Raw genomic sequence first — 26,207 nt, 5'->3', positions numbered from 1 at the left:
TCGCGCGCGACCTGGACGACGAACACAAAGGCATCCTGGACGCCACGCTGGCGCGCGATGCGGACCGCGCCTGTGAATTGCTGGCCGCCCACATCCGCCTGACCTACGAGGCCGTGGCGCGCCTGCCTCCCACGCTGTTCACCCCGGATTGAACGCCGCGTCAGTTGAAAAAAACCCACACCGGCACGCGCCTACCCGTTGATTCGCCTACACCACTTCTATAGAATCTTCAATTCGGGCCTCTGCCCATTCCCTTTCCCCACATCTCACACCATTGGGAGGCGCAAGATGATGAATCCGCATACCGCCATCCCGCGCGTGTCCCCGCGACGTCATTAAGTCGTCGCCCGCGCGGACCCATCGCTGGATGCCTATCTAGCGACCGGTCCTCCGTGCCCGCCCCAAAAACCTGAACGCAATCGCCCGCGCCTCGCCGCGCAGGCCGCTCCTTCCTCTTTCCACACAAGGACTCCCGGCGTCCTGGTGACGCCGGGCCATTGCAATGGCCAGAAAAAAAATCGATCTACGAGGACAGACCTTCAAGGATGTCCTTGGCTTTACCTTCCGCCATTGGCGCGCGCAGCCCTGGCGCACCTCCGGCATCATCGTGCTGGCCCTGCTGTCGGCGGTGACCGACGTGCTGACGCCGCTGTATGCCGGCAAACTGGTTGACGCCGTGGCCTCGGGCGCGGCTGGCGACGAGATCGTCTGGAGCGCGGCGCTGACCGCGTTCTGGCTGCTGCTCGCGCTGGGCATCGGCGGCACGCTGCTGCGTCAGGCCGTGTTCCAGAACATCATCACCTTCACGCTGAAGATGATGAACGGCATCGTCTCCAACGCGTTCTACCGCGTGCAGCGTTTCTCCACGGACTGGCACGCCAACAGCTTTGCCGGCTCCACGGTGCGCAAGATCACGCGCGGCATGTGGGCGGTCGACATCCTGAACGACACGCTGCTGATCGCGCTGCTGCCGTCGGTCGTGATGCTGGTGGGCGCCACCGCGCTGCTGGGTGTGCACTGGCCCATCATGGGCCTGGTGGTGGGCCTGGGCTCGGTGCTGTACATCGCCGTGACCGCGGCGCTGTCGCTGGGCTATGTGGCGCCGGCGGCGCGCCTGGGCAACGCCTGGGACACGCGCATGGGCGGCGCCCTGGCCGACGCCGTCAGCTGCAACGCGGTGGTCAAGGCCTTCGGCGCCGAAGACCGCGAAGAAGTCAGGCTGGACCGCGTGGTCGACAAATGGCGCCGCCGCACGCGCCGCACCTGGATCCGCGGCACGATCAACGGCGGCATCCAGGGCGCCATGCTGGTCGCCATGCAGGCGGGCATCCTGGGCGCGTCGCTGCTGCTGTGGTCGCGCGGCCAGGCCAGCGTGGGCGACATCACCTTCGCCCTGACGATGTTCTTCATGCTGCAGGGCTACCTGCGCGACGTAGGCATGCACATCCGCAACCTGCAACGCTCGGTCAACGACATGGAAGAACTGGTCGCGCTGGAAAAGCAACCGCTGGGCGTGGACGACCGGCCCGGCGCGGGCGAGCTGCGCGTGACGGCCGGCGAGATCCGCTTCGAGGACGTGACGTTCCGCTATGGCGCGCACGACAAGGCGTTGTACGACCATTTCTCGGTACGCATCGCCCCGGGCGAACGGGTCGGCCTGGTCGGCCATTCGGGTTCGGGCAAGACCACGTTCATCAAGCTGATCCAGCGTTTGTATGACGTGAACGACGGCCGCATCACGATCGACGGGCAGGACATCGCCCAGGCGCGGCAGGCGTCCCTGCGCAGCCAGATCGCCATCGTGCAGCAGGAGCCGGTACTGTTCCACCGCACGCTGGCGGAGAACATCGCCTATGCCCGCCCCGGCGCCACGCAGGCCGAGATCGAGCAGGCGGCGCGGCTGGCCAGCGCCCATGACTTCATCATGGCGCTGCCCAAGGGCTACGACACGCTGGTCGGCGAACGCGGCGTCAAGCTGTCGGGCGGCGAACGCCAGCGCGTGGCCCTGGCCCGCGCCTTCCTGGCCGATGCGCCCATCCTGATCCTGGACGAAGCCACGTCCAGCCTGGACAGCGAAAGCGAGGTGCTGATCCAGCAGGCCATGGACCGTCTGATGGTGGGTCGTACCACGCTGGTGGTGGCGCACCGCCTGTCGACGGTGCGCGCGCTGGACCGCCTGCTGGTGATGGACCGCGGCCGCGTCATCGAGGAAGGCAGCCATGACGCACTGATCCGCCTGAAGGGCGGTCTGTATCGGCGCCTGTTCGAACGCCAGGCGCTGGAGCTGACCAAGGGCCTGACGCAGTCCGAACTGCTGGAGGACGGCGCGGTTCCGCCGCTGCCGAAGGATGAGGAAGCCGACGAGTCCTCGTACGCCTACGCCAAATAGGCCGGGCAGCCGGTCCCGTAGCGCAAGCTGCGGGACCGGCCGCTTCAGGCCGGACGCTGGGCCACGGTCAGGCGCAGGCCGAAGCCGATCAATGCCAGCCCGAACGCCCGGCTCTGGATCTTCTGCGCACGGGGGCTGGCCGACATCCAGCGCCCCACCGCCCCGCCCGCCAACGCGCACAGCACGTCCAGCGCCAGGCCCAGGCTGACCAGGATCACGCCCAGCACGGCGAACTGCTGGCCTATCGGCCCCTGGGCAGGCGACACGAATTGCGGCAGCAGCACCGAGCAGAACAGCAAGGCCTTGGGATTGAGCACATTGGTCAGCACGCCGCTCAATAGCGCCGGCCCCAGCCCCGCGCGGCTCGCGGGCGCCTGCCCGGTGGCATCGTAGGACACGGGTCCTGCGCGCAATAGCCGCACGCCCAACCAGACCAGATAGCATCCCCCCACCGTGCGCGCCGCGTCGAACGCCCAGGGATGGGTCTTGAACAGCGCCGCCAGTCCCAGCGCGGCCAGGGTCACGTGCGCGGCCCGCGCGATGGCCAGCCCCACGGCCACCGCCAGCGCCTGCCCTCTGCCGCGCAGCACGCCGGTTTCCAGCAGCAGGATCATGTCGGGTCCCGGCACCACGTAGACGATCAGCAAAGCCCCTAGAAACATCGCCATATCCGCCATTTTCCCGCTCCTTTTCGTCCTGGCTCAGGCGATCATTCTAGGAAAACCGGGCTGGCATGTGCATCCTATCCATGCCATTCGATTTATGATGATTGGCATATTCCGCCAATCCAATAATCCTTATCCTGATTTCATGCCAAAACGCGAATTGGACGCCTACGACCGCCGGATCCTCGAGGCCCTGCAGCAGAACGGCCGGCTGACCAATGTCGAACTCGCCGAGCAGATTGGCCTGTCCCCTTCGCCCTGCCTGCGGCGGGTGCGGCTGCTGGAAGAAGCCGGCGTCATCCAGGGGTACGAAGCCCGCCTGGCGCCGGACGAAGTCGGCCTGGGCCTGACCGTCTTCGTCGGCATCAAGGTGGAGCGGCACCACGAGCGCGACTCCGCCCTGTTCCGCGAGGAGGTCAGCACCTTGCCGGAAGTCATCGCCGCGCATCTGGTGTCGGGCGAGTCCGACTTTCTGCTGCAGGTAGTGGTGCCCGACCTGCGCGCCTACGAACGCTTCCTGCTGGGCACGCTATTGAAGCTGCCCGGCGTGAAGGACATACGCAGCAACTTCGCGATCCAGACCGTCAAGCCGCAAAGCCCGCTGCCGCTGGATCATCTGGCGAAGTGAGCGCGCCGCGCGCTCGAACTCAGGCCATCGCGGCCGCGGCCCGGTCCACCGCCTGCGAGCGGCGTTCGAAGCGCGCTCGCGACATCTCCAGATAGCGCTGCACCACGGCCGGCTCCGAGGTCTTGGGCGTGCCTCCGGGAAACGGTGGTTTGGGGTCATATTCGATCTGCAGCTGTATCAGCTTGGCCACGTCCTCGCCGCACAGGTCCGCCACCACCTTCAGCCCCATGTCGATGCCCGAGGTCACGCCGCCCGCGGTGTACAGGTTGCCGTCCACGCACATGCGCTCGTCGCTGGGGATGGCGCCGAAGCGCGACAGCAGTTCGCGCGCGCGCCAATGGCTGGAAGCGCGCCTGCCGCGCAACAGGCCAGCCGCGCCCAGCAACAGCGAACCGGTGCAGATGCCGAATACGTAGCGTGCCCCCAGCCCCTGCGCGCGCGTGAACGCTACCCAGTCGGCGTCGACAATGGCATCATCCGTGCCCGGCCCGCCTGGCACCACCAGCAGGTCGCAGGGCGGCGCCGATGCGATGGTCTGCGTGGGCACGAAACACAGCCCGCGATCGCTGCGCACCGGATCGCGCGTTTTTGCGACAAAATCCACGGTGAAGCCCGGCGCGCCTGCCAGCACTTCATACGGCCCGGTCATATCCAGCTGGGTCAGCCCTTCGAACAAGAGAAAATTCACATGCATGACGATGCTCCGTTAGAAACGACGACTCCCAGCATAGGCGGACGCGCCCGGACGCGTGCGCCAAATACTGCGCCGGATGCGCCATTGCGCGTGCAGTTCGTCCTGTATGACGGCTTCCAGCCGCTGGATCTGGCCGGACCGTGGCAAGCCTTCAGTTCGGCCAACGAGGAAGCCGGTCGCAAGCTCTACCGCCTGGGCACCATCGCCGCGACGCCGCTGGTCTCCACCTGGGAACAGGGCCTGCGCATGCAGGTGGACGGCACTTTTGCCGACGATGGCGATGAGCGCCTGGACATGATGTTCGTGCCCGGCGGCCCCGGCGCCGATTTCGCGGGCGCCCATGGCGAGACGCGCGCCTGGCTGCGCCGCCGCGACGCGACCGCCGGGCGCACCTGCAGCGTATGCACCGGCGCCTTCGTGCTGGCCGCCGCCGGCCTGCTGGACGGCCGCGCCGTCACCACCCACTGGCGATCGGCCGACCGGCTGCGCCAGCTTCACCCGGCCCTGCGCGTCGAAGACGACCGCATCTACGTCGAAAGCGGCAAATACTGGACCTCTGCCGGCGTCACCGCCGGCATCGACCTGGCGCTGGCGCTGATCGAACGCGACTTCGGCGCCGACCTGTCGCAACGGGTTGCACGGCGGCTGGTGGTCTTCATGCGCCGCAACGGCGACCAGCGCCAGTACAGCCAGGCGCTGCGTTTGCAGGACCGCGTGGCCGCGCCCTTCCGGGACCTGGTGGAAAAAATCGAGGCGCAGCTATCGGCGCGCTGGTCGGTCGACGACATGGCCGACGCCTGCCAGATGTCGCGCCGCACCTTCCAGCGCAAATTCGCCGCGCATTTCGGCGTCGCGCCCACGGAAGTGCTCAAGCGCCTGCGCCTGGAGCGTGCGCAGGCGCTGGCGGCATCCGGCAAGGTGTCCAGGAAGGAAATGGCGCGCGAGTTCGCCATACACGCGCCGCCGCAAGGGACGGCGCCGCAAGCCTGAGCAACCGCGCAACGCAACAAGCGGTTAGCCGGCAAGCCCCACCGACACTCCCCCGCACACATACAGCATCTGTCCCGTCATGAAGCCCGCCCGCGGGTCCATGAACATGGACACGGCATGGGCGACCTCTTCGGATCGGCCCACGCGCCCCGCCGGGATCGCCGCCTCCAAAGCCAGCGTCTGCGGCGCGCCCGGCGGGTTGGACTGGTTGAACAGTTCAGTCGCGATGGGTCCGGGCGCCACGGTATTCACCGTGATGCCGCTGCCCGCCAGCTCCAGCGCCCAGGTGCGTGTCATCCCGGCCAGCGCCGCCTTGGAAGCGCCGTAAACCGTGCGCCCGTCCTTGCCCAGGGCGGCGCGGCTGCCAATGTTCACCACCCGCCCGTAGCCCGCCGCCCGCATGCCGGGCAGCAGGGCCTGCATCAGCAGCACCGGCGCCGTGACGTTCAGCGCCATGATCCGCGCCATCTGTTCCTGCGTCACGTCCCCGATGCGCGCGACCTGGATCATGCCGGCGTTGTTGACCAGATGCAGGACCTGGCGCTCGGCCGCCAACGCCTGCGCCGCGGCAATGGTGGCCGGCGCGTCGCCCAGGTCGACCGAACGGAACGTTTCGCCGGGCAGGAGCGCTGCGGGCGCGCCGCGGCTGAAGTTGACGACCTCGAAGCCATCTTCGATCAGGCGCGCGACGATGGCGCGGCCTATGCCCCGGCTGCCGCCGGTGACCAGTGCGGTGGGCGTTTTCATTGCGCGGTGATTCCCTTGTCCTTGATGAGTCCGCCCCACTTCTTGCGTTCCCCGGCTTCGAAGGCCGCCAGGTCCGCGCCGAAGAGCGTGCCGGGCTTGGCGCCCATGCCGGCAAAGTTGGCCGCGACGGCCGGATTCTTCAGCCCGCTGCGCGCGGCTTCGATCAACTGCTTGACCACGGGTTCCGGGGTATTGCGCGGGGCGTAGAGCGCAAACCAGGCGGTGACGTCAAAGCCCGGCAGTCCCGATTCCGCCACGGTGGGCAGGTTGGGCACCGAGGCGTCGCGCGCGGCCGACGTGACCGCCACGCCCCGCACCAGATTGCCATCCTTGATCTGCGCCAGCGCGCCCGGCAGGTTGTCGAACAGCAGGTCGACCTGCCCGCCCGCCACCGCCGGCAGCGAGGCGGACGTGCCCTTGAAAGGCACGTGCAGCATGGTCACGCCGGCCATGGCCTCGAAATAGGCCCCGGTAAGATGCACCGAGGACCCTATGCCCGGCGACGCATAGGTCAGCTTCTTGTCCTTGGACTGCTGGGCCGCCTTGATCACGTCGGCCACCGTCTTGTAGGGCGACTTGGCGCTGACGGCGATGACGTTGGGCGTGGTGGACACCAGCGCAATGGGCACCAGGTCGCGTTCGGGGTCGAACGCCATGTTGTTGTAGAGGAACTGGTTGATGGTCTGGGTGCCGATGGTGCCCAGGCCCAGCGTGTAGCCGTCGGGCTTGGCGCGCGCCACGTAGGCCATGCCGATATTGCCGCCCGCGCCGGGCTTGTTCTCGACCAGCACGGTCTGCTTCAGGCCCGGCTCCAGCGCGTGAGCGATGGCGCGGCCAAAGATGTCGGCGCCGCCGCCCGGCGGATACGGCACGACGACGGTCACGGGATGATCGGGATAGCCGGCGGCCTGGGCCGCGGGCAAGGTCAGGAAGGCCAGCGCGGCCAGGGCCGGCGCAGTGATCGCCAACCTGCGCTGCAGGAATTGCGTCATGGGCTTGTCTCCTATCGAACCCGCTGATTGCGGATTTCTTTTTAAAGTACGTAAATACGTACTATATTCATAAGAACATAGAAAACCTCCAGGAGACAAGCAGATGAAACGCTGGACCCAACGCCCCGAAGGCTCTACCTGGGGCGACTTCGGCCCGGATGACGAGATCGGCCGCCTGAACCTGCTGACCGAGGAAAAAGTGCTGCAGGCGGTGCGCGAAGTGCGCACGGGCAAGGTGTTCTGCCTGTCCCTGCCGCTGGACCTGCCTGGCGGCAACGTGCTGAACCCGCGCCGCCACGCGCCGACGCTCAAGCCCACCTTCCGCGAAGGCACGCCCTACCTGAACTTCCAGATGTCCCAGGTGCAGCCCGAAGCCGTGGACGTGCTGTCCGACGACCAGGTCACGCTGTCCATGCAGTACTCCACCCAGTGGGACGGCCTGTGCCACGTGGGCGCGCTGTTCGACATCCAAGGGGATGGCCAGGCGCGCCGCGTCTACTACAACGGCTACGCGGCCGGCGTGGACGTGTTCGGCGGCGCGGATCCCGACAAATCGGACGACGCCTGCTGCCCGCCCGGCGGCTCGTACGCGCGCAAGCTGGGTATCAACCGCTACGCCGAAAAAGGCATGCAGGGCCGCGGCGTGCTGGTGGACCTGGCGCGCGCCTACGGCCCCGGCCGCACGGTCGTCGACCTGGCGGCCCTGCAGGCCGCCATGCGGGCACAGAACGTGACGGTCGAACACGGCGACATGTTGGTGCTGCGCACGGGCTTTGCCGAGGCGATCGTTGCCATGGACGGCCAGCCCGATCCGCACAAGCTGGAGCAGACCGGCGCCGTGCTGGACGGCTCCGACCCGGCGCTGCTGGACTGGATCACGCAATCCGGCATCGCCGCGATCTGCGCCGACAACTACGCGGTCGAAGCCTATCCGGCGCGCACCTCCGGCCCCGGCCACTCCATCCTGCCGCTGCACCACCATTGCCTCTTCAAGCTGGGCCTGCCGCTGGCCGAACTCTGGTACCTGAAGGACCTGGCCGACTGGCTGCATGCGCAAGGCCGCAGCCGCTTCCTGCTGACCGCCCCGCCCTTGCGCATGCCTGGCGCGGTGGGTTCTCCCGTGACGCCCATCGCCACGGTGTAAGCCATGAACATGCCGTACTCGACGTTCTCCGAACACCTGGACGCCTTGGTCGCGCGCCGGCCCGATGCGCCGCTGCTGATCGACCAGGACCAGCCCATCGGCGCCGCGCAACTGCGGACGCAAAGCCGCGCGCTGGCCGCCGGCCTTGCCCGCATCGGCGTGCGCCCGGGACAGCGCGTGGCGGTCTGGCTACCCAATTGCGCCGCCTGGGTGGAATCCTTCCTGGCCTGCGCGCACCTGGGCGCGCTGGTGCTGGCGGTCAACACGCGCTTCCGGGCGCTGGAGCTGGCCGACATCCTGGGACGCGGCAAGGCGGACTGGCTGGTGTTCTGGCCGGGGTTCAAGGGCATAGACTTCCAGGGCATCCTGGGCGAAGTGGCGCCGGAACACCTGGAGCGCCTGCAAGGCGTGATCGCGCTGACGAATGCCGACGAGGCGTTGCCCCCCAGCTTCCATGGCAAGCCGGCGCACCGCTACCAGGACCTGCAGTCCTGCACCGACACAGCGCCGCCGGCCCAGCCCAATGCGGGCGTGCTGTGCTTCACCACGTCCGGCACCACCTCCAAGCCCAAGTTCGTGCTGCACGACCAGCGCACCTTGTTGAACCACGGCGCGGCCGTGGCGCGGGCCTATGGCTATGACGAGGGAAGCTGTGTACTCGCCAGCGCGCCGTTCTGCGGCGCCTTTGGCTTCGCGACGCTGGTCGGCGGCCTGGCGCAAGGCGCGCCCGTGGTCTGCGCGCCGGTGTTCGACACCGCCCAATCCGCCGCAGCGGTGCGCCGCCACGCGGTGACGCACACCTACGCCAACAACGAGGCCTTGGTCGGCATGATGCGGGCGGGAGCCCAAGGCGACTTCGCCTCGGTACGGCTGTTTGGCTTCGCCAGCTTCACGCCGGCGCTGGACAACATGCTGGACCTGGCCCGCGAGGCCGGCGTGCCGCTGACCGGCCTGTATGGTTCCAGCGAGCTGGTGGCCCTGGTCGCCGGCCAGCCGCGCGATCCCGCCGAGGGCGACGTGTCCGCGCGCCACCAGCCCGGCGGCACGCTGATCTACCCCGAGGCGCGCGTGCGCGCCCGCGATCCCGCCACGGGCGAAATCCTGCCGCATGGCCAATCCGGCGAACTCGAAATCCTCTCGCCCAGCCTGATGCAGGGTTATCTGGACAATCCCGAGGCCACCCGCGGCGCCTGCACGGATGACGGCTACTTCAAGACCGGCGATCTCGGCTACACGCTGAATCCGCGCCAGTTCGTGTTCCAGACCCGCATGGGCGATTCGCTGCGCCTGTCCGGCTTTCTGGTCAATCCGGTGGAAATCGAACAGGTGGTCGAAACCCTGCCGGGCGTGCGCGCCTGCCAGGTGGTCGGCGCCACGCAAAAGAGCAAGACCGTGCCCTATGCCTTCGTGCTGCTGCAGCCGGGCGCAGCCGCCGACCCCGCGGGTTGGACCGCCGCGTGCAAAGCCGCGATGGCGGGCTTCAAGACGCCGGCGGGCTTTACCGTGCTGGATGCATTCCCCTCGGTGGAAAGCGCCAACTCGGTCAAGATCCAGAAGCACCGGCTGCGCGAAATGGCCGATGCCATACTCGCGGCCCCGACCACGACGCCTTCCGCCTGAACATGCCCGACCCCAAGCTCTTCTCGCGCAGTCCCCAGCCGCTGTATCTGCAGGCGGCGGCGCTGTTTCGTAGCAATATCCAGAACCGCACCTGGCGGCCCGGCCAGCAGATCCCGCCGCTGGAAGCGCTGATGGAAACCTATGGCATATCGCGGGCGACCATCCGCCAGGCGTTCGGCCTGCTGGAAGACGATGGCCTGATCCGCCGCTCGCGCGGGTCGGGCACCTTCGTCAATGCCGAATTGCCCGAAACGCCCACCCTGCTGATCCCCAAGACCTGGGCCGAAACCGTGGAACTCAGCAATCAGCTGGGCACGGTTTCACTGGTGGAGTCCAACGCCGATTCGCCCCTGCCCGACACGCTGGGCATGCCTTGCGGCGCCGACCGCAGCGGCAGCTTCCAATATTTGCGACGGGTGCACACGACCGATGGCGCCCCCTTCTGCTATAGCGAGGTCTTCCTGGATAGCGCGCTGTTCCGCAAGCATCGCGCCCGCATCCGCAAAAGCACCGTGGCGCCGGTGCTGGACCAGTACTACGGCGCACGCATCAGCGAAGCGCGCCAGGTGCTGAACGTGATCCAGGCCGGCCAGGAATCCGCCGAGTCCCTGCAGATTCCCGTGTCCTCGCCCGTGGCGGAAATACGCCGCTACGCCTGCATCGATGGCCGCGTGGTGTACTTCGCGCGGCTGGAGTTCCCGTTCAGCAAGGTGCGGATGGAATTCGACCTGCTGTCCCATCGCTAGACCACATTCAAGACAAGGAGGCATCCCACCTCGACCCGCCAGCGTCAAGCCAGAACAGAGCGCCGCAGCAGATCCCCAAGCGCCAGCAGTATCCGAACAAGATCCGGCATAAAGGAGACCCACCATGAAATGCCGTAGACCCCCCCGGATTTCCCTGAAGTTGCGCAGCACGCTAGCCCTGTTATCCGCCTTTGCCGCCGCGCCCTGCGCCATGGCGCAGGCGATCTCCGACGACGTGGTCCGCCTGGGCCTGATCCTGGACATGAGCGGCGTGTACGCCGACGTCACGGGCAAGGGCAGCGCGACCGCCGCCGAAATGGCCATCGCCGACTTCGGCGGCAAGGTGCTGGGCAAGAAGATCGACCTGATGGTGGTGGACCACCAGAACAAGGCCGACATCGCCGCCGCCAAGGCACGCGAGTGGTACGACACCCAGAAGGTCGACGCCATCATGGACGTGGCCGGCTCCGCCCCCGCGCTGGCCGTGCTGGAAGTGGCGCGCGAGAAAAAGAAGATCGTGGTGTTCAGCGGACCCGGCACCGAGCGCATCACCAACGACCTGTGCTCGCCCTATTCCGTGCACTACACCTACGACACCTGGTCGCTGGCCAACACCACGGCGCGCGCCACGGTCGAACAAGGCGGCAAGAGCTGGTATTTCCTGACGGCCGACTACGCTTTCGGCCACACCTTGCAAGCGTCCGCCACCGAAGTCGTCAAGGCCAACGGCGGCACCGTGCTGGGCGCATCGCGCCACCCGCTGGGCTCCAGCGACTTCGCCTCGTACCTGCTGCAGGCCCAGGCCAGCCGCGCGCAGATCGTGGGCCTGGCCAACGCCGGCGGCGACACGGTCAACGCCATCAAGGCCGCCAGCGAATTCGGGCTGACCAAGGGCGGCCAGAAAATGGCCGGGCTGCTGCTCTACATCAATGACATCCACGCCATCGGCCTGGACGCCGCCGCCGGATTGACGCTGACCGAGGCCTTCTACTGGGACATGAACGACCAGACCCGGGCCTGGTCCCAGCGCTACTACGACAAGCTCAAGAAAATGCCCAACATGAGCCAGGCCGGCACCTACTCGTCGGTGATGCACTACCTGAAGGCGGTGCAGGCAGCCGGCACCGACGAGCCCACGGCGGTGATGAAGCAGATGAAGTCCATGCCCATCAACGACTTCTTCGCCACCAACGGCCGCATCCGCGAGGACGGCCGCATGGTGCATGACATGTACCTGTTCGAAGTCAAGAAGCCGTCCGAGTCCAAGCGGCCCTGGGACTACTACAAGCTGGTGGCCACCCTGCCCGGCGACCAGGCCTTCATGCCGCTGTCGCGCTCGTCCTGCCCGTTGGTGAAGAAGTAGCGGTGACGCGGGCGCCCGGTGGGCGCCCGCCATGTCATGCCCGCAGCTTGCGGTCCAGTTCCAGCACCGACTGGTACAGCACGCGGGTGCCATCCAGCAGCTGCGCGGGTTCGATCCACTCTTCCGGACAGTGGCTGCGGCCGTTCAGGCAGGGGATGAAGATCATGCCGATGGGGCCGGTGGGCGCCATGTAGACCGCGTCGTGGCCCGCGCCGCTGGGCAGGCGCATGGAGGCGTAGCCGAGCTGGTCGGCGGCGGCATGCACCGCGTCCATCACCAGCGGCGTGCAGTCCGTGGGCCGCGCGCGGCTCAGCTGGGTGAAGCTTGCGGACAGGCGCAACGCGGTCAGGTCGGTGGCCACGCCGGCCATCAGCGTTTCGGGGAAGGCGTCCAGCACGGCATCGCTGTCGCTGCGCATTTCCAGCGTCAGCTCGACGCGGCCTGGCACCGCGTTGGCGGCGTTCGGCGTCATGGACAACCGGCCCACGGTGGCGACCACGTAATGCGGATTGCCGCTGGCGGCGCTGGCCTGGCGGTGGGCGGCGTCGATGATGCGGGCCGCGCCCACCAGGGCATCGCGGCGGATGTCCATGGGCGTGGTGCCGGCATGATCCGGCTGGCCTTCCACCGTGATCAGCACGCGGCGGATGCCGACGATGTTGGTGACCACGCCGATAGGCAGGCCGCGGCTTTCCAGCACCGGGCCTTGTTCGATATGCAGTTCGACGAACGCCGCGGTGCCGTCAGGGCCGCGCAGCGGCGCGCCCAGCGCCGAGGGGTCGCCGCCGATGCGGGCGATGCCGGCGGCGAGCGTCTCGCCTTCGGGATTGCGGGCCGCCAGCATGTCGGGCGTCAGCTGGCCACAGAGCGCGCGGCTGCCGACGCAGGAAATGCCATAGTCGCTGGGCTCCTCGGACAGGAAGTCGATGACCTCGAAGGGATGTTCCAGCTGCACGCCTTGCTCGCGCAGGGTGTGGGCCACTTCGATGCCGGCCAGCACGCCGATGATGCCGTCGAAACGGCCCCCTGCCATCACGGTGTCGCAATGCGAGCCGGTGGCGATGGGCTTGCGCGCGGGATCGCGCCCGGCCAGCGTGCCTATCAGGTTGCCGCCGGCATCCAGGCGGGTCGCCAGGCCCGCGGCCTCGAATTCGCTGCGCAGCCAGGCGCGCGCTTCGTCGAACAACGGCGAGAACGCGCGGCGCGTCCAGGGGACGTCGGGCAGGGTGAAACGGGAAAGGGTTTCGACGCGGGCCCAGAGGCGCTCGGCGTTCAGGGGAGGAAACTGCACAGACATTGCCGTTTCCCTCAGGCCTGGCGCGGACGCAGGAAGCGGCCGTCGCCCTTCTGATTGACGATGCCCTTGCCATCGTAGACCTGCTGGCCGCGGCACCAGGTGCCCGCGACGCGCACGGTGAACTCGCGGCCTTCGAACGAACTCCATTGCACCGCCGACAGGCTGGTAGACGGATCGAAGGCATAACGTTCCGGCTTGAGGATGACGATGTCGGCGTCCTTGCCCACCTCCAACGAACCCTTGCGGTCATCCAGCAGGAAGTGCTGCGCGGGGTTGCGGCTCAGTTGGCGCACCACCATGGACGGCGCGATGCCATGCTCTTCGCAGCCGGTCCAGAAAGCGGGCAACAGCGTTTCCAGGCCCGGGCCGCCGGACGAGTTCTTGAATACGTTCGGATTCTGCTTGCGCTCCAGGCCCCAGCTGACATGGTCCGACGACACGAAGGTGCATTCGTCCTTGGCGATATGGGTCCAGAGCAGGTCGACCTCGGCCTTGGGACGGATCGGCGGATAGTGCTTGGTCTTCGCGCCGAAGCGGCGGGTGTGCTCTTCGTGGTTCAGCATCAGATACTGCACGCAGGTTTCGATGCTGGCGCGATGGCCGTTGCGGCGGTACATGTTGCAGATCTCGAAACCGCGGGAAGTCGACACGTGTACCGCATGGGCGCGCGCGCCGGTTTCGGCGCCGATCTCATAGATCAGCGCCGTCGCCAGGTTCTCGATCAGCGGCGTATGCGCGCGCATGAACGCGTCCCAGCCGGTGTCGTCGGCCTCGACCAGCCGCGCGATGTTCTTGCGGGTCAGTTCCTGCATCTGGTTGTGCACGCCGCAAACCAGTCCGGATGGAGCGATCAGGCGGAAGGCTTCGTACAGATCGTCTTCCTCGATGCGGGGAAATCGGCCCGGGGTCGCTTCGAAGGTCGAAAACTTGAAGGCGCATACGCCGCCTTCGATGAGCCCCGCCGCGGCCGCCAGGCCGTGCTGCGTGTTCAGGGTGCCGAACAGCGCCACGTCCACATGGCAATCGCGCTCCACCTCGGCGATCTTGGCGTCGAGTTGCGGACGCGAAGCCACGGGTTCCGGATCGTCGTAGGGCATGTCGACCATGACCGTCACCCCGCCGGCGGCAGCCGCGCGCGACGCCAAGCCCAGTCCTTCCTGGTTCAGCTGGCTGCCCGAATGCACCTGGCCGTCGACCACGCCGGGCACGATCCACTGGCCCCGCGCATCCACGCTGTCGCGGCCCGCGGGGGCCTCGCCAGCGCCGCGCGCCGCGACCTTGCCGTCCCTGACCGCCAGCCAGCCGTCCATCACCACGCCATCCGGGTCGACGATGTTGCCGCGCACCACCAAATCGAAATCGCTCATGACCGCTTCCATCCTGTGTTGAGTGCAGGCAGTGTAGGAGCGGCCATCCAAAACGTCTTATGCTTATATGTGCGAGAGAATTAACATCAGGTTAAGCATATGAAATTGAATCTGCGGCAGATCGAAGTCTTCCGGGCCATCATGCTCAGCGGCTCCATCAGCGGCGCATCCAAGCTGCTGTTTGTTTCGCAGCCCGCGGTCAGCCGGCTGATCGCCTATACGGAGCAGCGCCTGGGCTTGATGCTGTTCCAGCGCATCAAGGGCCGGCTGTACCCCACCCCTGAAGCCCACCGGCTGTTCGTGGAGGTCACGGCGCTGTACCAGAACGTGCAGCGCGTGAACGAGGTCGCCGAAAACCTTGCCGAAAACCGCGAGGGGCAACTGCGCCTGTCCTGCAGCCCCAGCCTGGGCCAGTCCTTGCTGCCCCGCGCCATCGCGCTGTTCCGCAAGCGGTATCCCCAGATGCGCATCGTGCTGCAGACTCAGATACCGGCAACGCTGCAACAGGCGCTGTTGACGCAGCAAATTGAATTGGGTGTGGCCTACATGCCGGTGGAACACCCCAGCCTGGCTTCGCAGCCTCTTTACGAAAACAAGATCGTCGCGGTCTTGCCGAAGGGGCATCCGCTGGCGGCTCAAGGCCAGGTAGAGGTGCGCGATCTGGTCAAGGAACCCTTGATCGGCTACAGCGCCGACATCCCTTTTGGCATGCTGATCAACCGACTGTTCGGCAACGAGGACTCACGGCCCGAGCCGCTCATCGAAGTGCAGCAGGCCCATGTCGCCTGCGCCCTGGTGCAGGCAGGCGCAGGCGTGGCGTTGGTGGACGAAATCACGGTGGCTGGCCCTACGTGGTCAAACGTGGTGGCGGTGCCCATCCGGGGCACCGTCAACGCGCCAGTGAACGTCTTCTACTTGCAGTTGCAGCCCTTGTCGCGCCCCGCGCTGGCTTTCATCAACGTGCTGCACGAGTTGGAACGGCACAATTAGGCTCATCTGGCCCCGCTTAACCTCCCCTGGGGTTATCCCTTAGCCCGATCCGAACCGTCCCCCAGCCCCGCTATGGCGTGGGCGAGCGATTAATCTGATGTTATGGACCAGGAACAAAAGGTAATACGACATTATCGGCATTGGTTCCTATGATGCGCTCGTCTGTTCCGGGGAACTGGCCACCTACTCGCCACAACGCTCCCCGAACGCTCACGATCTGAACTGGGAAACAATGAAGGACATCTCGATGAACCTGGGAGCCGAGGCCGTGCCGACCCGCAACGCGACCCAATCCGCGCGGCATCACAGCGGCCGCAAGGCAGTCATTGCCGCTTCGGCCGGCAATGCGCTCGAATGGTATGACTTCACCGTCTATGCCCTGTTCGCGGTCTACATCGGACAGAACTTTTTTCAGAACGCCAACCCGACCGTGCAATTGATGACGTCGTTCCTGGCCTTTGGCCTGGGCTTCGTCGTCCGCCCGCTGGGCGCGCTGGTGCTTGGCTCTTATGGCGACCGGGCCGGCCGTAAGGCGACCCTGACGCTGACCATCATGCTGATGGCCCTGGGCACACTGCTGATCGCGGCCGCGCCTCCCTATGCCGCCATCGGCGTGGGCGCTCCGCTGTTGATCGTCTGCGGCCGTGTATTGCAAGGCTTTTCCGCCGGCGGCGAAGTTGGTGGCGCCACCGCGTTCCTGGTGGAGCACGCCCCCGCAGGCAAGCGCGGCCAGTACGCGTCCTGGCTGCAGGCAAGCATGGGCATCTCCAACTTGCTGGGCGCACTGGTGGCAACCCTGGTCACCACCCTGCTTACCGAAGAACAGGTTGGCGAATGGGGCTGGCGCATACCCTTCATCCTGGGTTTGGCAATCGCACCGGTGGGCTTGTGGATGCGCGCGGCGCTGGACGAAACGCCCCACTTCCGCGAGGAACAGGAACGCCAGGCCCGCCAGAATGCCCGCGTCAAGGCGCCGCTATTGGCTGTCATCCGTGACTATCCCAAGGAACTGCTGACCGGCCTCTGCATGTCGGTGCTCTGGGCAGTCGGCCCCTATGCCCTCATCATTTTCATGCCGATCTACGTACAGAAATCGATGGGATTCACGAGTTCGGAAGCCTTCCTGGCCGCGCTGGTAGGCAATCTATTCCTGACCGGTGGCTGTGTATTCTCGGGCACCCTGTCGGACCGCTACGGACGCCGCAACATGCTGCGCGCAGCCGCCGCAGTGCTGCTGGTTGCTGTCTACCCGCTGATGATGTGGCTGCAGGCATCGCACACGCAGATGACGCTGATCGTGGTGCAGTCATTGTTCTGCCTGATGGTAGCGATGTACGTCGGCGTGGCGCCCGCCGCGCTGTCCGAAGTGTTCCCCACCGCGGTGCGTTCCTCGGGCATGTCCCTGACGTATAACACCGCCGTAACCGTGCTGGGAGGGTTCGCTCCGGCCATCCTGACCTGGATCACTTACACGACGGGCGTGGCCTTTGCCCCGGCGCTGTATGTCATGGCCGCCAGTCTCGTCGCGCTGCTCGCTCTGACCGTACTGCCGCAGGGCAAGCACATCTGAAATCGCCCTGGCGGGCCGCCGTGCAAAAAGTGCGCGACAGCCCGCCAGCCCCTGCTTCATTCAGGCCGCCACCGCCTCCTCCAGCATCTCCAGCCGGTCCTGCCCCCAGAACACCTCGCCCCGGTACACATACGACGGCGATCCGAACACCCCAGCCGCGACCGCGTCGTTGGTGTTGCGGCGGTAGACGGCCTCGATGCCGGGCTCGGCCGCCGCGGCCAGCAGCGCCGGAGCATCCAGCCCCTGCTGTGCCAGAATGGCGCGCAGGGTGGCCTCGTCGGAGATGTCCTGCTCGTCGCACCACTCCGCTTTCAGGATCGCCTTGTACAGCGCCGCCACCGGCAGGCCGGCATGGTCCGCCGCGATGACGATGCGCGAAGCCAGGCTGGCATCCGGGCACATATAGGCCGGTTGCGGATTGACGCGGATGTCCAGCTTGCGGCACCAGCGCGCCAGCTCCGTCACGCGGTAAGCCTGGCGCTCAGGTGCGCGCAGGCCCAGCAGGATGCCGCCGGTGCGGGCGTAGACCTCGGGCAGGTCCACCGGCAGGTAGCGGATCACCGCCTGCTGGCGCGCCGCCAGCGCCTCCAGCCTGTCGGCGCCGAGGTAGGCCCAGTCGGAGTTCATCCAGAAGTAATAGTCGATGGTCTTCATGGCGTCCACAATCATGGCGTCCTCAGCTTGGCGCGGGCCGGCACCCGCAAGGCCGCAACCGCAGGCGCCTCGCTGCGCATCAGCCAGGCGCTGAACAGGGCGATCACACCCAGGATGCTCAGGTACCACACCACGTACTGGGGATCGCCCCCGCCCTTGGCCAGCAGCCAGGTCGCCACGATGGGCGCCAGGCCGCCGCCGATGGCGCCGGACACCTGTACCGCCAGCGATATGCCCGTGTAGCGCACCTCGGCCGGGAACTGGCTGGAGAACAAGGTGCCTTCCGGCCCATAGAGGCAAGCGTAGACCAGGCCGACCGCCAGGCAAACCGCCAGGATGATCCAGCCCGTGTCCCGCGTGCCCAGCAGATGGAAGAACACCGGCGCGCACGCCAGGATGCCCAGGGTGCCGGCCATGAACACCCACTTGTGCCCGATCTTGTCGCCCAGCATGCCGAACAGCGGCATGGTGAACAGCGCCACGGCCGCGCCCCAGATCGTGGCGTCCAGCATCACGGAACGCGCAATGCCCAGCGTGCCCGTGGCGTAGGCCAGCGAGAACGTCACCACGGTATAGAACCAGGTCACTTCCGCCAGCCTTGCGCCCACCACCACCAGCAGCGCGCGGCGATGGTGCTTCAGGACTTCCGCCACCGGCACTTCGACCTTGGCGCCCTTCTCCTTCATCTGCTCGAAGTCTGGCGACTCGGCCACCTTGACCCGGATGAACCAGCCCACCAGCAGCAGAACCACGCTGGCCAGGAAAGGCAGGCGCCAGCCCCAGGCCAGCATGTCGGCCTCGGGCAAGGTCGCGACCGCCCCCATCGCCAGCGACGACAGGATCAGGCCCGGCGCCACGCCGGCTTGCGGCAGGCTGCCGAAAAAGCCCTTCTTGCCATCCGGCGCATGCTCCACCGCCATCAGCACTGCCCCGCCCCATTCGCCGCCGACCGCGATGCCTTGCAGGAAGCGCATCAGCACCAGCAGCACCGCGGCCCAGTAGCCGATCTGTTCATAGGAAGGGATCAGTCCGATCAGGATGGTGGGCACGCCCATCAGCAACAGGGTGATCAGCAGCATGGATTTACGGCCGATCTTGTCGCCGTAGTGGCCGAAGATCACGCCGCCCAGCGGCCGCGCGAAAAAGCCCACGGAATAAGTGGCGAACGCCGCCAGCGTGCCCGTCAGCGGATCGAAGGAAGGAAAGAAGATCTTGTTGAAAATCAGCGCGGCAGCGGTGCCGTAAAGGAAAAAGTCGTACCACTCGATGGTGGTGCCCATCATGCTGGCCAGTCCGGCCGTCACGTAATCGCGGCGCGAGCGCGCAGCCGCAGGCTTGGTCGTCATCATCATGACTCCCCGAAAAAAGTTCTGGAGGAATGGGGCTGCGCGGTATCAGGCGGCGGGCAGCGGCAAGGGCGCAATGCCATGCGTCTGCCGGGCCCAGTAATTGAACGTCGCATTGACGATCGAGGGCTTGAGCAGATAGTCGTGCGCTTCGCGCGCCAGCGCGTCGTCCACCGGCGTCAGCGGGCCGAAGGCCTGCGCGCGGATCTGCATGCGCGCCGCGCGTTCCAGGTAGACCGACAGGTAGGTCGCCTCTTCGCAAGACACGCCGGCCGTCAGGTAGCCGTGATGCGCCAGGATGATGGCGCGCTTCTTGCCCAGCGCGCCGGAGATGATCACCCCTTCCTGGTCAGCGATCGGCACGCCTGGCCATTCCCCCAGGAAGGCGCAGTCGTCGTGCAAGGGCGTCATGTCCATCTGCGAGATCACCAGCGGCTGGCGCGCCGCGGCCAGCGCCGAGGCCCACGGCGAATGCGTGTGGATGATGGATTGCACGTCGGGCCGCGCTTCGTATACCCACAGGTGAAAGCGGGTGGCCGGGTTGGCCATGCCCTCGCCCGTCAGCGTGTGCAGGTCGCGGTCTACTTCGATGAAGTCGGCCGGCGTGGCTTCGTCAAAGCCTAGCCCGAAGCGCAGGGTCCAGTAGGCCCCCGGACGCTGCGAACGCACGCTGATCTGGCCGGCGAGCCCGGCTTCCTGCTCGGTCATGGCCAGGATGCGACAGGCATAGGCCATGGTTTCCTGGATGCTGCGCGGCACGGCGCGCAGATGGTGCGCCATTTCCTGCGTGGCGCGGGTGTCGAAATAGGATTTCTCTCGTAATGCGGTGCTCATGTCTTCCCCTGTGTAATGCCCGCGCCATCGGCGCCACCGGACGCCGCGCGAGGTATGCACAGTATGGAAAGCCATGTGCAATACAGCCATGCAGCCACGGTCATAGCTGCTATTCGACCCGCCAGGCCGGCTATTGCGCCGCGATGCGGTGGGCGACGGCCAGCAGCTCGCTCACCAGCGGCAGGGGCTGGCGGTTGGCCAGCGTGATGGCGACCACGCGCCGCCGCAAGATGGGGCTCTGGACCCGGACCTTGCGCAGGCCGTACTCGGTCAGCAGCTTGTCGGGGATGCGGGACGGCAGGATGCAGGCGCCCACGCCCGAGGACACCAGCTTGAGCATGGCGTCTATGGTTTCGGCCTCGGCCACGAACTCCGGCTCCAGCCCCGCGCTGTGGATCATCTTGCGCAGCGCGTAATGCGGCGGAAAGCCCACCAGCCGCAGATCCATGCCGGCCAGGTCGACGTCGTCCGGCAGTTGCACCTCGCCGCGCACGATCAGGCACATGTCGTCGTCAAACAGCGTGGCCGACGCCAGGTTGTCCGAGGCGACTGCCGCGTCGTAGACGAAGCCCACGTCCGCCTTGCCGCTTTCGACCAGCGCCACCACCTCGGGCGAACTGCGGCCCATCACCGACAGGTTCACGTGTTCATGGCTGCTGACGAAACTGGCGACCACCTCGGCCATGAAGTAGTAGCTGAGCGTGTGCACGGTGGCGAGCCGGACCGTTCCCTGCGTCACGCCTTCGCGCTGGCGCACGGCCTCCAGTACCCGGTCGATGTTCCGATAGGCGGGCTGGATGCCGTCGAGCAGCCGCGCGCCGGCTTCGGTCAATTCCACGCCGCGGCCAGTGCGCACGAACAGCGGCTTGCCCACGTGGGCCTCCAGCGCCGCCAGTTGCCGGCTCAGCCCGGACTGGGTCTGGTCCAGGTCCTCCGCAGCACGCGATAGCGATTTGAGTTCCGCGATGCGCAAGAAATAGCGCAACTGCCGGTCCGGTGTATCCATGCTGCCCTCCCGCCCCCTTTTTGATGCGCTCATGCTGGCGCGGTTGACAGTGTGCACCAGCGACCGGTCCGGCACTACGGGGATTTGCGCTAAGGCCGGGTTGGCGTACCCTGGCATACCCAGGCCTCCGCCACGAAAAGGAACCTCGCATGACCGCGTCCCCGCCCCAGCGTCCCATCGCCGCCACCATCGCAGCAGTCGTGCGCGACGGCCGCGTGCTGCTGGTGCAACGCGCCAACCCGCCTGACCAGGGCCGCTGGGCCTTCCCCGGCGGCAAGATCGACGCGGGCGAAGGCGTGCTTGCCGCCGCCGCGCGTGAACTGCTGGAAGAAACCGGCGTGCGTGCGCAACCGCTGCACGTGTTCGACGCGGTGGACGTCTACGACCGCGACGACGCGGGCGCGCTGCGCCGCCACTTCATCCTGATCGCGGTGCTGTGCCGCTGGCAATCCGGCGAGCCGGTGGCGGGCGACGATGCCGCCGACGCCCGCTGGGTGCCGCTGGAAGCATTGGACGATCATTCGCTCGCGACCAGCTTCGGCGTGGCCGAACTGGCGCGCAAGGCGGCGGCGCTATCATCGGCCGCGCCGTAGCGTTTCAGGCTGGCTCCCCCAGGCCGCTTTCCAGCAGCCAATCGCGAAACACCCGCGCCTTTTCCGGCATGGCGCCCCTGCCCGGCCACACGAGGTAGTAGCCAAACTCCTCCAGCCAGGCGTCGCCGGCCAGCCGGACCAGGCGTCCAGCAGCCACGTCATCCTGCACCATCGCCACGGGCAGCAGTCCTGCGCCCTGGCCAGCGGCCACGGCCTGCAACAGCAGGCTGCCATCATCGAACGCGGGCCCACGCGGCATGCCCGCGTCCTCCACGCCCTGCGCCGCAAACCACAGTTGCCAGCCGTTGCGCGCTTCGTCATGCACGCGCGGCCAGCGCAGCAGTTCCCGCGCGCCAGCCGGCATCCCCAGCTTCGCCACCAAGCCGGCCGATGCCACCGGCACGACTTCCACGGTCAGCAGGTGTTCGCTTTGCAGTCCCGCATAGCGGCCCAGTCCGTGGCGGATCGCGATGTCCGCGCCGTCCCGGCCGAAGGCCGCCAGCGCATTGCTGGTGACGAGCTGCAGGTCGATCTCCGGATGGCGGGCATGGAAGTCATGCAGTCGGGGGATCAGCCAGGCCGACGCGAAGAACGCGGTGGTGCTGAGGGTGAGCACGCGGCTCTCGGGCGGCTGGGCGACACGGGCGGACGCGGCCAGGATCTGGCGGAAGGCATTGCGCACCGGCGGCAGGTAACCGTGGCCGGCATCCGTCAACTGAATGCCGCGGTTCACGCGCAGAAACAGCGCCACGCCCAGATGCTGCTCCAGCGACTTGATCATCTGGCTGACCGCGCCGGGCGTCACGCATAGCTCCTGCGCCGCGTCCTTCACCGACAGATGGCGGGCCGCGGCTTCAAAGGCGCGCAACGCGTTGAGCGGAGGCAGTCGCGAAGAGGTCATTTCCGAAGAATTAAATAATTTAGTTTTTCTAATTCAAACCGAATAGAAATCATGGTTTGTACGCTGGTCCAACAGACATTAACTTGATCGGGTCTGTGATGAATAAAAGATGGATAAAGAATAGATGAACTATACGGAAGACATCAAGGCCGCCGACCTGCACCAACTCGATCTGCTGGCGCTCGCCGCCCTGATCCGGGCGGGCGCGGTCTCGCCGGTAGAGATCACGCGCGCGCAACTACGGCGCATCGAAGCCCTGGACGGCGGCCTGCGCAGCTATGCCCATGTGACCGCGGCCTCTGCGCTGCAGGAAGCCCAGGCCGCCGAAATCGAAATACGCCAGGGGCGCTACCGCGGCCCCCTGCATGGCGTCCCCCTCGCGCTGAAGGACCTGTTCCGGCGCAAGGGCGTGCCGACGGCTGCCGGCGCCGCGATCCACCGGGGCGTGCCCGCCGACCATGACGCCACGGTAGCCAGCCGCCTGCGCGACGCGGGCGCCGTGCTGCTGGGGCAGCTGCAAATGACCGAAGGCGCGTACTCCGACCATCACCCCGACGTCGCGCCGCCGCGCAACCCCTGGCACGCGGATTACTGGATCGGCATCTCATCCAGCGGATCGGCGGCGGCGACGGCCGCGGGCTTGTGCTTCGGCGCGACCGCCTCGGACACCGGCGGATCCATCCGCTGGCCTTGCGCGGCCGCGGGGCTGACCGGCATCAAGCCGACCTGGGGCCGTGTCAGCCGCCACGGCATGTTCGAACTGGCGGCCTCGCTGGATCACGCCGGCGTCATCGCGCGCAGCGCGGCCGACGCCGCGGCGCTGCTGGAAGCGATTGCCGGACCCGACGCGAAGGATCCGACCGCGTTGCAAGCGCCCGTGCCGCGCTACGCCTTGGAGGCCGCCGTTCCCGCTGCCGGCCTGCGGATCGGCGTGGATATGAACTGGAACCACCGCAACGTCGATGCGCAGACTCAACGCATGATGGAATCGGCAATGCAGGCCTTCGAACAGCTGGGCGCAACCCTGGTGCCGCTGCAGTTCCCCATCGAAGACGCGGCGCAGGCCGTGCGCGACTGGGCGCCGCTCTGCGCGGTCGAAGCGGCGGTGGCGCACGCCAGCACCTATCCATCCCGCAAGGCGGAGTACGGACCGGTGCTGGCCGGCGTGATCGAAGCGGGACGCTCGCTATCCGGCCTCGACTACCAGCGCATCCTGTTGCGTCGCATGGCCATGCGAGGCAAGGTCGACGCCTTGTTCGGCCGCGTCGATGCGCTGCTGACGCCAGTGCAGCCCATGGCGCCGCTCACGCTCGAAGCCATCAGCGTCCTGGGACTACAGCCCGGGCTGGTCGAAGCGCTGCAACGCTATACCTGCGTGTTCGACATGACCGGGCATCCCTGCCTGACGCTGCCCGCCGGGCAGTGCGAAGCCGGCATGCCCATGGGCCTGCAACTGGTGGCGGCCCATCTGGGCGAGCCCGTGCTGTTCCGCTTGGGCGCCGCTTTCCAGGCGGCGACAAGCTGGCATCTGCGCCGGCCGGCACTGTGAGGCCGAAGATGAACACGCATGCGCGGCACGGCGCCAGCCGGATCTTCCACGGCTGGCGGGTGGTGGCCGCGGCCTTCGCCATCACCTTGCTCGGCTTTGGCAGCGCCTATTCCTTCAGCGCCTTCGTCGACGCCTTGCAACGCGACTTTTCCGCCACGCGCGGCGCGGTGTCGCTGGTGTTCTCGCTGGCGGGCTTTCTCTACTTCGGTTTCGGTGTGGTCAGCGGTCCGCTGGCGGACCGCTACGGCTCGCGTCGCATGGCCTGGATAGGCATGCTGCTGGTGGCGCTGGGCCTGGCGCTTGCCAGCGCCGCGCAGAGCATGATGCAGATCTACCTGGCCTACGGCCTGGGCGTCGGGTTGGGCGTGGGCTGCGCCTATGTGCCGGTGGTGGGCGCGGTGCAGCGTTGGTTCCTGCGCCGCCGCGGGCTGGCCTCGGGGCTGGCCGTCAGCGGCATCGGCGTGGGCACGCTGCTGGTGCCGCCGCTGGCGTCGGCGCTGATCGAACTGTGGGGCTGGCGCGCCGCGTATCTGGCGCTGGCCGCGGCGGTGGCTGTCCTGGGCTGCGCCGCGGCGCGCTGGGTTGAAAATTCGCCGCAAGACCGCGGACTGCAACCCGATGGCGACGCAGCCTCCGCCGTCCGCGCAGCGCCGGCCTCCCCGCCCGCCGGCGTGCCGGTGCTCACCGCCATCCGCAGCAGGGTCTTCCTGCTGCTGTACCTGGCAGCCATGGCCGGCGCCTTTGGCGTCTTCGTGCCTTTCGTGCATCTCATCCCGTACGCCCTGGATCATGGGATCGCGCCGGGGCTGGCCGTGCTGCTGCTGGGCTTGGTCGGCGTGGGCAGCACGGCCGGCCGATTCCTGCTGGGCACGCTGGCCGACCGCCTGGGCCGGCGGGCCTCGCTCGCCACGATGTATGGCGGCATGGCGGCGTCGCTGGCGCTATGGGGCGCTTGCGGCCAGTTCTGGACGCTGGCTTTGTTCGCCCTGGTGTTCGGCGCGTTCTACGGCGGCTGGGTGGCGCTGATGCCGGCGGTGGTCATGGATTACTTCGGCGGCCGCCACGTCAGCGGCATCATCGGCGCGCTCTACACCAGCGTGGCGTTCGGAACGCTGATCGGCCCGGTGGCGGCAGGCCATGCGTACGACCTCAGCGGCTCCTATCTGCTGCCCATCGTCGCCAGTGCGGCGGGCAACGCTTTGGCGGCGGCGATCACGGCGTTGCTGCCGCGGCAAGGCGCGACGCAGGCCGCGCCGCGCCCAGCTCTACTATAGGGGTCCATCCAGGCACTCCCGGCGCCCCATGTTCGACACCTACCTTTCCCGCTGGCAACTCACTCCCGACGGCGCTCCCGTCATCACGCACGCCGCCCAGTTGCTGCCCGTGCGCCATCGCGGCCTGCCCGCCATGCTCAAGGTCTCGCACGAGGAAGACGAAAAGCAAGGCGGCGTGCTGATGCGCTGGTGGGACGGCCAGGGCGCGGCGCGCGTGCTGGCTCACGACGACGCAGCCATCCTGCTGGAGCGGGCCACCGGCACGCGCTCGCTGGCGGACTACGCCCGCAACGGGCGCGACGACGAGGCCACCCGCATCATCTGCAGCGTGCTGCGGGACCTGCATGCCCCACGTGCCCAGCCGCTGCCCGCGCTGCGTCCGCTGGAAGAATGGTTCGAGGAACTGTGGCCCATGGCGCAGGCGCAAGGCGGCATCCTGGCGCACAGCGCGCGCCACGCCCGCGCCCTGCTCGACAGTCCGCGCGACCTGACGGTGCTGCACGGCGACGTACACCACGACAATATCCTGGACTTCGGCGAACGCGGCTGGCTGGTCATCGACCCCAAGCGCCTGCATGGCGAGCGCGCCTTCGACTACGCCAACATCTTCTGCAACCCGGACCTGGCGGATCCGGTTCCGCCCGTCGCCATCGTGCCTGGGCGCTTCGAACGGCGGCTGGAGCTCATCGTCGCGCAGTCGGGCCTGGAGCGCCGCAGGCTGCTGCAATGGATCCTGGCCTGGTGCGGACTTTCCGCCGCCTGGTTCATGGGCGGCGGCGAAGACGCCGCGATCGACCTGGACATCGCCCGCCAGGCGCACGCGCTGCTGGAACGCTGAATCGCGGCCG

Annotated in this window: 24 protein-coding genes; 13 read left to right on the top strand and 11 right to left on the bottom strand. The window is 67.4% G+C overall.

What is annotated here, in order from left to right; all coding sequences use genetic code 11:
- Positions 1-502: 502 nt before the first annotated feature.
- Positions 503-2,389: an ABC transporter ATP-binding protein gene (locus tag IB258_RS23040; protein WP_175182367.1), complete on the top strand. Its 1,887-nt coding sequence runs from the start codon at positions 503-505 to the stop codon at positions 2,387-2,389.
- A 44-nt stretch (positions 2,390-2,433) separates the two neighbouring features.
- Here the strand turns inward: IB258_RS23040 and IB258_RS23035 are convergent, their stop codons facing one another.
- Positions 2,434-3,051 (bottom strand): LysE family translocator, encoded by a 618-nt coding sequence (locus tag IB258_RS23035; RefSeq protein WP_225590488.1) that lies wholly within the window; start codon positions 3,049-3,051, stop codon positions 2,434-2,436.
- A gap of 148 nt (positions 3,052-3,199) precedes the next feature.
- Here IB258_RS23035 and IB258_RS23030 point away from each other — a divergent pair, with 148 nt between their 5' ends.
- Positions 3,200-3,682 (top strand): Lrp/AsnC family transcriptional regulator, encoded by a 483-nt coding sequence (locus IB258_RS23030; RefSeq protein WP_054454795.1) that lies wholly within the window; start codon positions 3,200-3,202, stop codon positions 3,680-3,682.
- A 19-nt stretch (positions 3,683-3,701) separates the two neighbouring features.
- Here IB258_RS23030 and IB258_RS23025 read toward each other — a convergent pair whose 3' ends face one another.
- Positions 3,702-4,376: a DJ-1/PfpI family protein gene (locus IB258_RS23025; protein WP_192353261.1), complete on the bottom strand. Its 675-nt coding sequence runs from the start codon at positions 4,374-4,376 to the stop codon at positions 3,702-3,704.
- Between the two features lie 90 nt (positions 4,377-4,466).
- Here IB258_RS23025 and IB258_RS23020 point away from each other — a divergent pair, with 90 nt between their 5' ends.
- Positions 4,467-5,366, top strand: a complete 900-nt coding sequence (locus IB258_RS23020; RefSeq protein ID WP_054454793.1) for a GlxA family transcriptional regulator — start codon at positions 4,467-4,469, stop codon at positions 5,364-5,366.
- A 24-nt stretch (positions 5,367-5,390) separates the two neighbouring features.
- Here IB258_RS23020 and IB258_RS23015 read toward each other — a convergent pair whose 3' ends face one another.
- Positions 5,391-6,113 carry an SDR family oxidoreductase gene (locus tag IB258_RS23015; RefSeq protein ID WP_192353260.1) on the bottom strand — a complete coding sequence of 241 codons (723 nt, stop codon included), beginning with the start codon at positions 6,111-6,113 and terminating at the stop codon, positions 5,391-5,393.
- Complete coding sequence (locus tag IB258_RS23010) at positions 6,110-7,105, bottom strand: tripartite tricarboxylate transporter substrate binding protein (protein ID WP_175164493.1); 996 nt, start codon at positions 7,103-7,105, stop codon at positions 6,110-6,112. Before IB258_RS23010 ends, IB258_RS23015 begins: the two co-directional genes overlap by 4 nt.
- Before the next feature lie 103 nt (positions 7,106-7,208).
- Between IB258_RS23010 and IB258_RS23005 the strand changes: the two genes are divergently transcribed.
- From IB258_RS23005 to IB258_RS22990, 4 genes are all read left to right on the top strand, one after another.
- Positions 7,209-8,249, top strand: coding sequence for a cyclase family protein (locus IB258_RS23005; protein WP_192353259.1), 1,041 nt, complete (start codon positions 7,209-7,211; stop codon positions 8,247-8,249).
- A gap of 3 nt (positions 8,250-8,252) precedes the next feature.
- Complete coding sequence (locus IB258_RS23000) at positions 8,253-9,869, top strand: AMP-binding protein (protein ID WP_370539853.1); 1,617 nt, start codon at positions 8,253-8,255, stop codon at positions 9,867-9,869.
- A 2-nt stretch (positions 9,870-9,871) separates the two neighbouring features.
- On the top strand, positions 9,872-10,615 hold the full coding sequence (locus IB258_RS22995) for a GntR family transcriptional regulator (RefSeq protein WP_119449196.1): 744 nt from the start codon (positions 9,872-9,874) through the stop codon (positions 10,613-10,615).
- Between the two features lie 124 nt (positions 10,616-10,739).
- Positions 10,740-11,978, top strand: a complete 1,239-nt coding sequence (locus tag IB258_RS22990) for an ABC transporter substrate-binding protein (RefSeq protein WP_175182363.1) — start codon at positions 10,740-10,742, stop codon at positions 11,976-11,978.
- 34 nt (positions 11,979-12,012) lie between these two features.
- Here IB258_RS22990 and IB258_RS22985 read toward each other — a convergent pair whose 3' ends face one another.
- Together IB258_RS22985 and IB258_RS22980 are read right to left on the bottom strand one after the other, a co-directional pair.
- Positions 12,013-13,275 carry a Zn-dependent hydrolase gene (locus IB258_RS22985; RefSeq protein ID WP_192327236.1) on the bottom strand — a complete coding sequence of 421 codons (1,263 nt, stop codon included), beginning with the start codon at positions 13,273-13,275 and terminating at the stop codon, positions 12,013-12,015.
- A gap of 11 nt (positions 13,276-13,286) precedes the next feature.
- Entirely contained in the window at positions 13,287-14,642 is a 1,356-nt protein-coding gene (locus IB258_RS22980; protein ID WP_192353258.1) for a dihydroorotase family protein, read from the bottom strand.
- Positions 14,643-14,741: 99 nt separating this feature from the next.
- On the opposite strand from IB258_RS22980, the gene IB258_RS22975 reads away from it, so the two are divergent.
- Together IB258_RS22975 and IB258_RS22970 are read left to right on the top strand one after the other, a co-directional pair.
- On the top strand, positions 14,742-15,632 hold the full coding sequence (locus IB258_RS22975) for a LysR family transcriptional regulator (protein ID WP_192353257.1): 891 nt from the start codon (positions 14,742-14,744) through the stop codon (positions 15,630-15,632).
- 247 nt (positions 15,633-15,879) lie between these two features.
- Positions 15,880-17,202, top strand: a complete 1,323-nt coding sequence (locus tag IB258_RS22970; RefSeq protein WP_225590486.1) for an MFS transporter — start codon at positions 15,880-15,882, stop codon at positions 17,200-17,202.
- Positions 17,203-17,262: 60 nt separating this feature from the next.
- Here IB258_RS22970 and IB258_RS22965 read toward each other — a convergent pair whose 3' ends face one another.
- From IB258_RS22965 to IB258_RS22950, 4 genes are all read right to left on the bottom strand, one after another.
- The gene (locus IB258_RS22965) at positions 17,263-17,856 is read right to left on the bottom strand and encodes a 2-hydroxychromene-2-carboxylate isomerase (protein ID WP_119451794.1); all 594 of its coding nucleotides are present in this window, start codon (positions 17,854-17,856) and stop codon (positions 17,263-17,265) included.
- Positions 17,857-17,867: 11 nt separating this feature from the next.
- On the bottom strand, positions 17,868-19,205 hold the full coding sequence (locus IB258_RS22960) for an MFS transporter (protein WP_175182226.1): 1,338 nt from the start codon (positions 19,203-19,205) through the stop codon (positions 17,868-17,870).
- Positions 19,206-19,250: 45 nt separating this feature from the next.
- Complete coding sequence (locus IB258_RS22955) at positions 19,251-20,036, bottom strand: aldolase (RefSeq protein ID WP_054459111.1); 786 nt, start codon at positions 20,034-20,036, stop codon at positions 19,251-19,253.
- 130 nt (positions 20,037-20,166) lie between these two features.
- Positions 20,167-21,042: a LysR family transcriptional regulator gene (locus IB258_RS22950; RefSeq protein WP_175163616.1), complete on the bottom strand. Its 876-nt coding sequence runs from the start codon at positions 21,040-21,042 to the stop codon at positions 20,167-20,169.
- 149 nt (positions 21,043-21,191) lie between these two features.
- Between IB258_RS22950 and IB258_RS22945 the strand changes: the two genes are divergently transcribed.
- Entirely contained in the window at positions 21,192-21,635 is a 444-nt protein-coding gene (locus IB258_RS22945; RefSeq protein WP_175182218.1) for an NUDIX hydrolase, read from the top strand.
- A gap of 4 nt (positions 21,636-21,639) precedes the next feature.
- Here the strand turns inward: IB258_RS22945 and gcvA are convergent, their stop codons facing one another.
- The gene (gene gcvA / locus IB258_RS22940) at positions 21,640-22,536 is read right to left on the bottom strand and encodes a transcriptional regulator GcvA (protein ID WP_192353256.1); all 897 of its coding nucleotides are present in this window, start codon (positions 22,534-22,536) and stop codon (positions 21,640-21,642) included.
- Between the two features lie 124 nt (positions 22,537-22,660).
- Between gcvA and IB258_RS22935 the strand changes: the two genes are divergently transcribed.
- The 3 genes from IB258_RS22935 to IB258_RS22925 are packed head-to-tail and all read left to right on the top strand — an operon-like array spanning position 22,661 to position 26,197.
- Positions 22,661-24,085 (top strand): amidase, encoded by a 1,425-nt coding sequence (locus tag IB258_RS22935; protein WP_192353255.1) that lies wholly within the window; start codon positions 22,661-22,663, stop codon positions 24,083-24,085.
- Positions 24,086-24,093: 8 nt separating this feature from the next.
- The gene (locus tag IB258_RS22930; protein ID WP_175214438.1) at positions 24,094-25,359 is read left to right on the top strand and encodes an MFS transporter; all 1,266 of its coding nucleotides are present in this window, start codon (positions 24,094-24,096) and stop codon (positions 25,357-25,359) included.
- Between the two features lie 28 nt (positions 25,360-25,387).
- Positions 25,388-26,197: an aminoglycoside phosphotransferase family protein gene (locus IB258_RS22925; protein WP_175163624.1), complete on the top strand. Its 810-nt coding sequence runs from the start codon at positions 25,388-25,390 to the stop codon at positions 26,195-26,197.
- Positions 26,198-26,207 lie beyond the last annotated feature (10 nt).

It is taken from the genome of Achromobacter sp. ACM02 (assembly GCF_014851605.1).
GTDB classification, from domain to species: Bacteria; Pseudomonadota; Gammaproteobacteria; order Burkholderiales; family Burkholderiaceae_B; genus Achromobacter; species Achromobacter aegrifaciens.
This window is presented reverse-complemented; position numbering and strand designations above follow the sequence as displayed.